Annotated in this window: 8 protein-coding genes; 2 read left to right on the plus strand and 6 right to left on the minus strand. The window is 65.3% G+C overall.

All coding sequences use genetic code 11. The annotated features are described in order from the left end of the window. Positions 1–2: 2 nt before the first annotated feature. Together AAFG07_RS29700 and AAFG07_RS29705 are read right to left on the minus strand one after the other, a co-directional pair. Entirely contained in the window at positions 3–1,544 is a 1,542-nt protein-coding gene (locus AAFG07_RS29700) for an ABC transporter substrate-binding protein (RefSeq protein WP_342723319.1), read from the minus strand. Positions 1,545–1,780: 236 nt separating this feature from the next. Next, positions 1,781–3,019 (minus strand): CoA transferase, encoded by a 1,239-nt coding sequence (locus tag AAFG07_RS29705; RefSeq protein ID WP_342723320.1) that lies wholly within the window; start codon positions 3,017–3,019, stop codon positions 1,781–1,783. A gap of 149 nt (positions 3,020–3,168) precedes the next feature. On the opposite strand from AAFG07_RS29705, the gene glgA reads away from it, so the two are divergent. Both glgA and AAFG07_RS29715 read left to right on the plus strand, forming a co-directional pair. Beyond that, a complete protein-coding gene (glgA, locus tag AAFG07_RS29710) occupies positions 3,169–4,596 on the plus strand; it encodes a glycogen synthase GlgA (protein ID WP_342723321.1) in 1,428 nt (475 codons plus the stop codon). 192 nt (positions 4,597–4,788) lie between these two features. Continuing rightward, positions 4,789–5,847, plus strand: coding sequence for a class I SAM-dependent methyltransferase (locus AAFG07_RS29715; RefSeq protein WP_342723322.1), 1,059 nt, complete (start codon positions 4,789–4,791; stop codon positions 5,845–5,847). 80 nt (positions 5,848–5,927) lie between these two features. Here the strand turns inward: AAFG07_RS29715 and AAFG07_RS29720 are convergent, their stop codons facing one another. The 4 genes from AAFG07_RS29720 to AAFG07_RS29735 form a co-directional block, all read right to left on the minus strand. Then, entirely contained in the window at positions 5,928–7,472 is a 1,545-nt protein-coding gene (locus AAFG07_RS29720) for a L,D-transpeptidase (protein ID WP_342729276.1), read from the minus strand. 245 nt (positions 7,473–7,717) lie between these two features. Further along, positions 7,718–8,956: an MFS transporter gene (locus AAFG07_RS29725; protein WP_342723323.1), complete on the minus strand. Its 1,239-nt coding sequence runs from the start codon at positions 8,954–8,956 to the stop codon at positions 7,718–7,720. 88 nt (positions 8,957–9,044) lie between these two features. Then, the gene (locus AAFG07_RS29730) at positions 9,045–9,575 is read right to left on the minus strand and encodes a PRC-barrel domain-containing protein (protein ID WP_342723324.1); all 531 of its coding nucleotides are present in this window, start codon (positions 9,573–9,575) and stop codon (positions 9,045–9,047) included. 55 nt (positions 9,576–9,630) lie between these two features. Next, positions 9,631–11,832 carry an amylo-alpha-1,6-glucosidase gene (locus tag AAFG07_RS29735; protein ID WP_342723325.1) on the minus strand — a complete coding sequence of 734 codons (2,202 nt, stop codon included), beginning with the start codon at positions 11,830–11,832 and terminating at the stop codon, positions 9,631–9,633. Positions 11,833–11,903 lie beyond the last annotated feature (71 nt).

The following is an 11,903-nucleotide window of genomic DNA, read 5'->3' on the forward strand; positions in this document are numbered from 1 at the left end:
GGCTATTCCTTCCAGGCGTAGGAGACGTCGAGCACTCCGTTGAACATTTTCGGCACGCCCTTCACCTTCACGCTCGAGATCGCGTAGTAGGTGTTCTGGAAGGTCCAGAACCAGATCGCCTCCTTGTTGATCAGGCGGCTGATCGCGCAATAGTCCTCGGTACGCTGGGCGACATCGGCGGTGGTTCGCGCATGCTCCAGCAGCCGATCCAACTCCGGATTGGAGTAGTTCGCCAGCGCCACCGGGCTGCCGGTGTGGAAATTGGCGTACATCTGCGGATCGGGATCGGCGAGATCGACGATGCGCCACGGTGTGAGCTGGAACTGGCGCATGAAGGCGCGCGGCGGAATGGTCGCCTGATCGACCTGCTCGATCTCCATATTGGCGCCGATGCGCTTCCAGAATTGCTGCAGGACCTGACCGCCGGTGCGGCCGCGCGGCGTCGCCGTGACCAGCATCTTGAACTCGACCGGCTTGCCGTAATCCTTGAGCAGCCCCTTGGCCTTTTCGACATCGTAGGGCAACGCGCCGTCATCCTTGCACTTCACCCAGGAACCGTCGCCGTAGGGATTGCTGGCCGGTCGCGCCAGGCCATTGGTAATCGCTTGCGACATCTTGTTGCGGTCGAGCGCCATCACCAGCGCCTGGCGCACGCGCACATCGTCGAACGGCGGGACCTTGGTGTTGAAGGCAGCGACTGCAGCCCCCGAGCCTTCATACGTATGCACGGTTAGACTGGTGTCCTTGCGCGCCTTGATAATGTTGTCGGCGTCGGCCTCGTCGTCCCAGACGATGTCGGCCTCGCCCGATTGCAGCGAGGCGAAGCGCGACTGCGCGTCCGGCAGCGGCTTCAGGATGATGCGGTCGAGATAAGGCTTGCCCTTGTCCCAATAGTCCGGGTTCTTCTCCAGCACCATGCGATCGCCGGCGTTCCAAGATTTCAGGACGTAGGGACCGGTGCCGACCGGGTTGCGATTGTAATCATCGCCCTTGGTCTTCCACGCGGTCGGCGACTGCATCACATTGTTGGAACTCTGGATCGATTGCGTCGCCGGGAAGTTCACCGCCGGGTCGCTGAAATTGTAGCGCACCGTGAGGTCGTCGACAGCGTCCACGCTCTTGATGCTGGTAATGTAGAAGGCGCAGCGGCACTTGTTGGCCGGATCCTTCTGGCGGTCGAAATTCTCCTTCACCGCCTGCGCATTGAACGGCGTGCCGTCGTGGAATTTGACGCCGGGCCGCAGCTTGATGGTCCAGGTCTTGAAGTCCTCAGAATGCTCCCAGGACACCGCGAGCTTCGGCTTCGGCTCGCCCTTCTCGTCGAGTGTCATCAGCGTGTCGAAGATCGAGGCTGCCGCGGTGTTGGCCGATGTATCGTAGACGCCGACCTTGAGCGGGTCGAAACCCGGAATGTCCAGCTCCTGGCCGACGGTGAGCGTACCGCCCTGCTTCTGCGCATGGGCCGGTGCAGCGAACGCCGCTGCACCTAATCCCGCCACAAGAAATATGCGCGCAACTGCGCGCGCGCGCCCGGCCAGCTTCATCGATGCTCCCTCCCGAATGGGCGACGTCCGGTGTTCCGGATCGTCGTACGTCGGGCGGCAGCTTGTCCGGAATCGCCGCGCGCGACAAGAGCGTAAAACGGATGAAAAGCCGCAGGCAGATCACGATGCGATCACGTGGACCCGCATCATGATCTCGTCTAGCTGTTTGAGCACGATCCTTCGGGAGACCGGCATCCCCTTTGCGCCAACGTGGCCCTCCGGGTCCGGATCATGTTCTAGCTGCGCGCCGTCTTTGCCGGTTGCGATGCGAAGCCAGCGATCTGATCGTCGGAGAGCCCTATCTCCTTCAGATAGGACAGTGTGTGCTCGCCGAGCGTCGACATCCGCTTGCGCGCACCGACCGCAGCGCCGGACATCCGGAACGGCAGATTGAGCACCTTGAAGCTGCCGCCGCCGTCCTCGACCTCGGCCAGTGCACCGCGATGGGCGATTTGCGGATCGGCGAGCGCCTCGCGCACGGTGCGATAGGCCGACGACGGCACGCCATATTCATTGAGCGCGGCAAGACAGGCCTGCGTGCTGACCGCCCGCGACCACGCCTCGACGCCCTCCATCAGAACAGCCCAATTCTCCCGCCGATCGGAATATTTTGCGAAGCGCGGATCGGATACCCATTCAGGCCGGCCGATCACCTGCATCAGGTTCTGGAACGTCTTCTCGCTGGCGATCGCCACCATCACGTAGCCGTCGATGGTTTCAATCGGGCCGAACATCGGCCGCTGGGTTTGCTTCACCTCGAATTGCGACCACTGCAACTCGTTCAGGGTCAGGCTTAGCATCGATTCCAGCATCGAGACGTCGATATGCTGGCCCTTGCCGCTGGCACCGCGCTGATAGAGCGCCGCCGAGATTGCGCCGAAAGCGTAGACCCCGGTCAACACGTCGGCGTGATAGATGCCGCAATAATCCGGCCGGCTGCGGCCCGGCTGGTAGGCGAGATGCGCCATCTCGTAGCCCGAGGCGGCATGGATCACCGGCGCATAGGCCGGCAATTCCGCCGACGGGCCGGTTTGGCCGTAGCCGGAGATCGAGCAGAAGATCAGCTTCGGATTGATGTCGCGGATCGAGGCATAGTCGAGCTTGAGCCGCCGCATCACGCCGGGGCGGAAATTCTCCACCAGCACGTCGGCGGTCGCGATCAGCCGCCGCACGGCCTCGACGCCGGCCGGCGACTTCAGGTCGAGCACGAGGCTGTTCTTGCCGATATTGAGCTGGCCGAACGCCGTCGAGCAATGGTTGCGCATCGGCGGCCGCGTCCGCATCGTCTCGCCTTCGGCGGGCTCGATCTTGATCACCTCCGCGCCCATGTCGGCGAGCATCCGCGTGCAATGAGGTCCGGCGATCGTGGTCGAAAAATCGAGCACGCGAAGGCCGTCAAAGCTCCGTGTCAAATTCCCCTCATCGTCAGCGGCTATTGTCGTGGCCAAGGCTTCCTCCAGCTTCGTCGTTTCCATTGTTCGGCGCGGCGTGACCCTAAAGTGAGCCGCCCTGACAGGAAAGCGTCTCGTCCAGACCGGGACCGCGGGCCGTCTTGCATTTTACTCAAAGGCAGATTGGACCCGATCTTGCATAGCCCTGTCACGGGCTGGAACGAGGGCGCTTGTTGAAGGTCTTATTCGTCACGACCGAGATGGACGATTTCGTCCGCGTGGGCGGGCTCGGCGCCGTTTCCGCTGCACTTCCCCGGGCGCTCCGCGCCTGGAGCGACGTCAGGATCATGCTTCCCGGCTATCGGGACGTGGTCGAACAGTTCACTCATATTGAAATCGTTGGACAATGCGAGGCGCTTGCCGAGATGCCGGCGTGCACGCTCGGGCGCGCATCGACCAAGGACGGGCTGCCGGTCTACGTGCTGCTGTGTCCGCAGCTCTACGACCGGCCGGGCAATCCCTATGGCGACGAGTCCGGCCGCGACTGGCCCGACAACGACATCCGCTTCGGCCGCTTTGCCTCCGCCGCTGCCGAACTTGCAGCCGGAACGCTGGACAAGAATTGGGCAGCGGACCTCGTTCACGCCAACGACTGGCAGGCCGCGCTCACACCGGCCTACCTCGCATGGCGCAACGCGCGGATTCCGTCGATCCTGACCATCCACAACCTCGCCTATCAGGGCCTGTTTCCGCGGGACTCGCTGCGGCGGATCGGCGCACCGGAAAGCTCATTCCACATCGACGGGCTGGAGTTCTACGACAAGCTGTCCTTCCTCAAGGGCGGCCTCGTCTACGCCTCGCATCTGACCACGGTCAGCGCGACCTATGCGAGGGAGATCACCACCGCCGAGCTCGGCTGCGGGCTGGAGGGCCTGCTGCGCGTGCGTTCCGACGCCGACCAGCTGACCGGCATCCTCAACGGCATCGACGAGAGCTGGGACCCTCGCCACTGCGCACAGCTCGCGCAGCCGTTCGGCGCCGGCGACTGGAAGGGCAAGCAGGCCAACGCCGACTATGTCCGCCGGCAATTCGGCCTTGCCGTCTCGCGCGGGCCGATCTTCGGCCTGGTTGCGCGGCTCGTGCATCAGAAGGGCGTCGACCTCGTGCTGTCGGCCGCCGACGAGATCATCAGGGACGGCGGACAGATCGTCGTCACCGGCAGCGGTGAGCCGGCGATCGAGGACGCGCTGGTGGCCGCGCATCGGCGCCGTCCCGACGCGATCGGCGTCATCATCGGCTTCAACGACGCGCAGGCGCGCCGGATCTTCGCCGGCAGCGATTTCACCCTGATGCCGTCGCGCTTCGAGCCCTGCGGCCTCAGCCAGATGTATGCGCAGCGCTTCGGCTCGCTGCCGATCGGCCACCAGACCGGCGGGCTCGCGGAGACCATCGCCGACGGCGAGACCGGCTTCCTGTTCGCGCAGCCATCGGCGGAATCCTTCCTCGGCGGCGTCAGACGCGCCTTCGACGCCTATCGCGCCAAGGATCGCCTCAACGCCATGCGCGCCAGCGCGATGGCCAAGTCCTACAGCTGGGACCTGTCGGCCGCCTGCTACGGCGCGCTGTACAGGAGGCTCATCATGCCGCGGGCAGCGGCGTAAGGCGCCCGCCTCGCAGGCTTGTGAAGTCGGTCGTGCTGGCATCCCAGCCGCTTTGTGACAGTCAGCCTGCGCCGCCGAACCCATTTCGTGCGATCATGTCCGCGCCCATGGCCTTCTGCCTGGACGATCGCGCACACATGAAATTGGCAATGATAGACTTTTTGCAAAACCGAATTGCGATGGAGGAACATCATGGACGTCAACGAGGAGCGTCTTAATTCATTCATGGGAAAGATGATTGGCGATGTGGGCGCGGCGATGAACGCCTCGCTGATGCTGCTGGGCGACAAGCTCGGGCTCTACAAGGCTCTCGCGCAGCAAGGACCGATGAATGCGGCGGCCCTGGCCAAGGCGACAGGGACAGCCGGACGTTACGTTCAGGAATGGCTCTCCGCGCAGGCCGCTTCCGGTTACGTCGAGTACGACAGCGCAACCGGAAAGTTCTCGATGCTGCCCGAGCAGGCGCTCGCGCTCGCCGACGAGGAGAGCCCGGTCTTCCTCGGCGCCGTGGGAAGCCTTGTCGGCGCGACATTTCTCGACGAGCCGAAAATTACCGAGGCGTTCAAGACCGGCAAGGGCGTCGGCTGGAACAAGCGCAGCGAGTGCCTGTTCTGCGGCACGGCCCGGTTCTTCCGCACCAGCTACAAGCACTATCTGGTGCAGGAATGGCTGCCGGCGCTCGAGGGCGTCGTCGACAAGCTGAAGAAGGGGGCTGTTGTCGCTGACGTCGGCTGCGGCCACGGCGTCTCGACCCGGTTGATGGCGGAGGCGTTTCCGAAATCAACCTTCTACGGCTTCGACTATCATGACGGCTCGATCCAGGCGGCGCGGATAGCTGCGAAGGGGGCGGGATTGTCGGACCGCGTTCATTTCCAGACGCATTCGGCCAAGGACTTCCCTGCCAACAAGTACGACCTGGTGTGCTTCTTCGATTGCCTGCACGACATGGGCGACCCGGTCGGCGCGCTCAAGCACACCCGCTCCACCCTCGCCGACGACGGCACCTGCCTGCTGATCGAGCCGTTCGCCAACGACCGGCTGGAGGACAACCTCAATCCGATCGGGCGCGTCTATTACGCAGCGTCGACGATGATCTGCACGCCGGCGTCGCTGGACCAGGAGGTCGGGCTTGCACTCGGCGCGCAGGCCGGCGAGACCAGACTGCGCGAAGTGGCGCGCCAGGGTGGCTTCTCACGCTTCCGCCGCGCGGCGGAAACGCCGTTCAACCTGATCCTGGAAGCTCGCCCGTAACCGCGCTCACGCGATCGGACGACGGTCTCACGCCGCCGTCCGACGCTCAGAGTGCTGACTGATCCCGCGGCAGCGCCCTGCTACCAGTCCTGTTGCGATTGCCAGTAGTACTGGCCGCCGCGCCGGCGCGGATTGGCGGATTGAGGATTGCCATAATACGGGGAGCCGTACTGGGTCGGCGCCTGAGGATTGCCGTATTGGGGATAGCCGTATTGGGTACCCGACTGAGGATTCCAGCTGCGCTGAGAGAAGAAGCCGAAACCGTCCCCGTCCCCGCTCGCAACCATGTCGTCGGTTTCCATCGGCCGGGTCGGCTTGCGTGTGATGAAACCGCCCTGGGGCTGGTTGCTCAGCACGGCAACGAACTCGGTGCGGTAGTTGGTCTCGGCGCTCAGCGGCTCGTCCGAGATGATGATCGACGAGCGCGGCACGGCGGTCGGCGCGATGCGATCCAGCACATCCTGCGGGATGGTGACGCGGTCGAGCGCGTTCTTGGCGTTGTCGCCGTCGTCGATCGTCACCTCGGTCCAGCGCAGGCCGGTGTCGTTGCGCGCCATCGCCGTGAAGATATGCGTGCCGATCGGCTGGTCCGGATCGCGAATGGTGACGGGAACCTCGATGCTTGAATCGAACACCTCGCCGCCGTCAGCCCATGGCTTATGGGTGTTGCGCCGGACGTAAAGCTTCTGCGTCGCGCGGCTGATGTAGACAGAGACCGGCTCGAGCGCGAGCTTCGCCTCGGTCGCCGCCTTCTGGGTGTCGGCCTTCTTGGTCTCGGCCGCCTTGGCGGCGTCCTTTGCAGCCGCTGCGGCGTCAAGCTTCGGCTTGGCGTCGCCCTGGGCTGCCTCGAACTGCGTCGTCGCTTCCGCGGCCTTGGAGGCGGCCTTCTGCTTCAAATCCTCGGCGCGCGCCTTGGCCTGGTCGGTCTTGGCATTGGCGAGCGTCTTGTCGGCGAATGCGAGCTCGGCGTCGGCGCGGGTCTTGGCCTTTTCCAGCTTGCGCAATGACGCCGGCGTGAACAGTGCAGCTTCCTTGGTCGCGGCCACGGAGGCCTTCTTGGCCTCGTCGGCAACCTTGGCGGCATCCGCGGCTTCGCGGGACAGTGTCTCGGCGCGCGCCGGAGCAGCCGCGATGGCCTGGGCGTTCGGCACGAACAGCGCCGGATGGGTGAAATCCTCAGGCGCCGGGTCGTTCGGCGCGATGATCACCCGCATCCCGATTCGCGTCCTGTCGAACAGCTTCTCGGCAAAATCATAGGGCATCCGCACGCAGCCGTGCGAGGCCGCGTAGCCGGGCAGCGGGCCACCATGCAGTGCGATGCCGTTCCAGGTGATGCGCTGCATGTTCGGCATCCAGGCATCGTCGTACATGGTCGAGTGATGGTCCTTGTCCTTCTCGACCAGCGCAAAGACGCCGGCCGGCGTCTCGCGTCCCTTGACGCCGCTCGACACCGGCGCGCGGTAGATCCAGCCGTCGGCGTCGTAGAAGGTCACCTTCTGGGCCTTGATCGACACGATCGCCATGATCGGCTCGCCCGCGGCGCGCGGCGCGGTCGCCTCGACCGTTGCCGCAGAACGCTGCTGCTTTGCCGCGACGCCGCCGGTCAATGACGCAAGTGTGACCATCGCCGCGAAGGTCACAAAGGCGGGAGGCCCCCAACGCCGCATCGCTCGGGTGATTTGCGCCGTCGTCGTTCGATTTTCCATGCCATTCCTCGGTCGAAATGCCTGCCCGCGCTGCGTCGATCCCTACCAGATCACGATTTTGGATTGATTAATCCACGGGACTATCGGCTCGTTCCGCCAGCAAATCACTCATATATGACGGCGCATGCATGAGGAAGGGTGCCGGGGCGCCAAACCTGCCTGCGTCATGCCGTCCGCCGCGTCTCCGGCATCACCAGCCAGATCATGAACAGCCCCAGCGCGGCGACGCCGGCCAGGCCCATGAAGGCGGTGCTGCTGCCGAGCTTGTCGCTGACATAGCCGGCCAGCACCGTGCTGAGCGACGCGCCGACACCGACCGCGGTTCCGACGATGCCCTGCGCCAGGTTGAAATGGCCGCTGCCGAACGCCACGTCGGCCACGATCAGCGGCACCATGACGCTGAAGATCGCCGCGGTGATGCCGTCGAAGACCTGCACCATGACCAGCAGATAGGGATCCCGCACCGTTGCGAACAACAGGCCGCGGATCGCGAGCGAGGCAAATGCAAGCAGCAGCAGCGGCCGCCGGCCCCAGGCCTGGGCCTTGCGGCCAACCGACGGCGAGCACAGCGCGACGATCGCCTGCGGCACGATGATGCAGGCGGCGATCAGGACCGGCGCCCATTGGCTCGACCGTGTCGTGACGACGCCCGCCATCAGCGGCAGCATCGCGGCATTGGCCAGTTGGAACAGCAGCATCGCGCCGGCAAAGATCAAAAGCGACCGCTGCCGCACCAGACCGACGATGCTGGTCGCTCGTTTGTCGGGAACCTCGCGCTTCACCTCGCCATGGGCCTGCGCGATGTCGATCTCGCGCTCGCGGATCCGCGCCAGCGACAGCAACGTCGGGATCGCAAGGATGAAGGTCACGAGGAACACCGACCGGCTCGACAAGAAATAGCCGCAGGCGCCCATCAGCGCCGCGGCCGAGCCGCTGCCGAGCGAGGCAAAGCGGGCATTCCGGCCGAGCCGCTCGCCGATCGCCAGCGGCCCGACCAGGCCGAGGCTGATCGCGGCGATCGCCGGACCCAGCACGCAGCTTGCGAGCGCGTGCAGTGTCGCGGCGAGCGTCACCACCGGAAAGATCGGCCAGACCGCGTAGGCCAGCGCGGCGGCGCCGATGGCGGCCACCGCCCAGCCCGCGACGACCCGCTCCGAGCGTGCGGCATCGACGATCGCGCCGCCGGGCACCTGGCCCAAGAGGCCAATGATGCCGCCGATCGAGAGCACGAAGCCGATCTCGACCTGGGTCCATTTCTGCGTCGTCAGATAGACCGCGATGAACGGGCCGAAGCCGGTTTGCACGTCGGCCAGGAAGAAGATGAACCAGTCGAGCCCGCGCTGGCTTTCGCGCGACGGCGTGCGCGGTTCCTCGGGACTGGGCTGACCGGGAACAAGCGGCACAATTTTGGTGCCGCCGGCTGATCGCCCGCCACGATCGTCGCCAACCGTCTCGAAGGCAGAGTCCGGGCGCGCGACCAGCTTTAGCCCCCTAATGTTCGTAATCCCATGGATGAAGACTGCCGGCCGCGCCAAGCACGATCAGCGGCGTATCTTCCTTGTATTCGGGCGCAGCGCTCACCTGCTGCTTGTTGAGGTCCAGCGTGATGCTGTCGCTCTTGCTGGAAACGCCGGCGAAGCGCAGTGCGTTCCAATCGACGACGATCTTGCGGCTGCCGACCCCGAGAAAGCCGCCGAAATCGATCACCGCGGCGCGGACCTTGCCGTCGCGGTCGACGATGACGTCGACGATGCGGCCCATGTCCTCATTGGCGGAACTGCGCACGTCGCGCCCGAGAATGCCGTGCGCATCGCGCGCGCCGATCACGGTCACCGAAGGCGGCGGCGACTGTTCCTTTGACGGTTCCTTGGCCTGCTCCTTCGGTGCAGCGGATGCTGGCGGCGCAGGAGTTGCTGACGGCGCCTGGGCCGCTGGCGTCTTGCCTTCGTCGTCGGCGGCGCGGACACCCGCGCATGTCAGCAGCGCCGCTCCAACCAGCATCACCATGATCCTCGGACGCATATACCTCTCCCCTACCTCTCCCCACGATTTCGCCGCGCGCAGCGTGCGACGACGCTCAATGCGTCAGCACGATCGACACCTGGATCTGGCCGCGCGTGCGCAACACTTCGAGTGACACCTCGTCGCCGTGACGGCGCAGCCGCAAATCGACGCTGGACGCGCCGAGCCTGAGGTCGCGCAGCACCACGTCGTTGAGAAAATCCGGCAGCCGCGGATCGCGCAAGCGGATCTCGCCGCGTGCGGTGTCGAACTCCAGCCCGAGCGCGGCCTCCAGCAGCGTGAACGGCGTCGCGCTCGCCCAGGCCTGCGGCGCGCAGGCCACCGGATAGAGCACCGGGCCGCGCCGGCGCTCGCGTCGGAAGCCGCAGAACAGCTCCGGCAACCGCCGCAGCTCCATATAGCTCGCGGCGTCGAACAGGCCCTTGAACAGATGCGCGACCGAATGCTTCAGGCCGTAGCGGGCAAATCCGAGTGCGATCAGCGCATTGTCATGCGGCCAGATCGAGCCGTCGTGATAGGACATCGGGTTGTAGCGCGCTTCGCCCGCGGCGACGGTGCGGATGCCCCAGCCCGAGAAGAACCTTTGGCTCATCAGGTCGGCGGCAACCCGCCGCGCGCGGTCTTCGCGCACCATGCCGGAAAACAAGGTCTGTCCGGCATTCGACGTGCGCACCTTGCACGGCTGCTTGGCGCCGTCGAGCGCGAGCGCATAGGTGCCAAGCTCCTCGCACCAGAACGCCGCCTCGAACCGCTCACGCAGCCGCTCGGCCTCCGCATCGAGCCTCAAAGCCTTGTCGGCAAACCCGAGCCGCCGCGCCGCTTGCGCGGCAAGCTGCTTGCCGGCGAACACGTAGCCTTGCACTTCCGCGAGCGCGATATTGCCTTCGGCAAGCGTACCGTCGGCGTGGAAGATGGCGTCGAAGGAGTCTTTCCAGCCTTGATTGCGCAGCCCCTCCTCGGTGGCGCGCTGATACTCGACGAACCCATCGCGATCGGGATCGCCCGGACCGTCGATCCATTGCAACCCGGCCTCGACCGCCGGCCACAACTCGCGCAACGTCTCCACGTCGCCGGTGCGCTCCAGATAGAGCCCGGCGAGCAGCACGAACAGCGGGGTCGAATCGACGCTGCCGTAGTAATGCGCGAACGGCACCTCGCGCAGCGCCGCCATCTCGCCGCCGCGCATCTCGTGCAGGATCTTGCCCGGCGCTGCATCGGACAAAGGATCGACCGCCTTGGCCTGGAACAGCGCGAGCCGCTTCAACACGCCCTTCGCGATCCGCGGATCGACCCACAGCATTTGCAGCGCGGTGATCAGCCCGTCGCGGCCGAAGGTCGTCGAATACCAGGGAATGCCGGCATAGGGGTAACGGCCCTGCGGCGTCTCCGTCATCAGCATATTGAGGTCGGCCATCGCCTGGCACAGCACCTCGTTGAAGATGTTGTTCGAGGTCTCGATGCTGGCCGCGCCGGCCGACGAAGTCCGCATCTCGCGGCGATGCGCCAGCAGCCCGCGGAAGAACGGCGCCGGCTTCTGCATGATCGGCTTGTTGCAAGAGACCGCGACGAACAGCGACGTCACCTGCCCCGGCTCGAGGTCGAAATGATAGGTCGCGGCGTTGACCGACAGCCGGGTCGGCCGCGGATCGAAATGCAGCGCGGTGATCCGCGTCTGCTCGTCGAGGCCGCAATATTCCAGCACGACGTCGGTCGGGCCGAGCAGCTTGCTCGAGCCGATGCCACGGCGCGGCCGCCGCTCGCCGCGCACTTCGAACAAATCGGCGAAATCATTGTCGAACAGCAGCGTCAGATCGAAGCTCGCTACGTGTTCGCCGTGGTTCTGCAGGCCGATCCGCTGATAGGCGGTGCCGCGCCACAGGAAGATCGAGCGCACGATGTGCAGCGTGTCCTTCTGCAAGGTCAGACGGCCGTCGCGATAGACGTCGGAATTGGTGAGATCGACCGTCAGCGCCGAATTGTCGTCGCGCATGTTGGAGCCGAGCAGCAGCGGCTGCACGTCCTCCAGCACCATCTCCAGCCGCGCGAGGTACCGCGTGTCGGCGTTGAACAGGCCATCCGGCCCGCCCGCCGAAGCGCCGATATCGCCATGGCTGTCGAGCACGATGAAGGTGTCGTCATGCTTGAGCGAGCGCCGCGGCCGCGCCGCGGGCCCGGTCATCGGAATGTAGAACGGCGATTCGGCGACGTGCTCAGTGATGCGAGCAGTGATGATCTGCGTAACGACGTCAGCTGCCATCTGAACCTCTGGCGACTTGGCTTGGCCCGACTCTCGGCCTGACTGTTGGCTCGAATCCTGGCTCGAACGAA

This window comes from Bradyrhizobium sp. B097 (assembly GCF_038957035.1).
Taxonomy (GTDB): Bacteria; Pseudomonadota; Alphaproteobacteria; order Rhizobiales; family Xanthobacteraceae; genus Bradyrhizobium.

What these genes read in the sequence shown, in the direction of transcription:
- AAFG07_RS29715 (WP_342723322.1), top strand. Translation starts at nt 4,789, where the DNA reads ATGGACGTCAACGAGGAGCGTCTTAATTCATTCATGGGAAAGATGATT.
- AAFG07_RS29700 (WP_342723319.1), bottom strand. Translation starts at nt 1,544, where the DNA reads ATGAAGCTGGCCGGGCGCGCGCGCGCAGTTGCGCGCATATTTCTTGTG.
- AAFG07_RS29735 (WP_342723325.1), bottom strand. Translation starts at nt 11,832, where the DNA reads ATGGCAGCTGACGTCGTTACGCAGATCATCACTGCTCGCATCACTGAG.
- AAFG07_RS29720 (WP_342729276.1), bottom strand. Translation starts at nt 7,472, where the DNA reads ATGGTCACACTTGCGTCATTGACCGGCGGCGTCGCGGCAAAGCAGCAG.
- AAFG07_RS29705 (WP_342723320.1), bottom strand. Translation starts at nt 3,019, where the DNA reads ATGGAAACGACGAAGCTGGAGGAAGCCTTGGCCACGACAATAGCCGCT.
- AAFG07_RS29730 (WP_342723324.1), bottom strand. Translation starts at nt 9,575, where the DNA reads ATGCGTCCGAGGATCATGGTGATGCTGGTTGGAGCGGCGCTGCTGACA.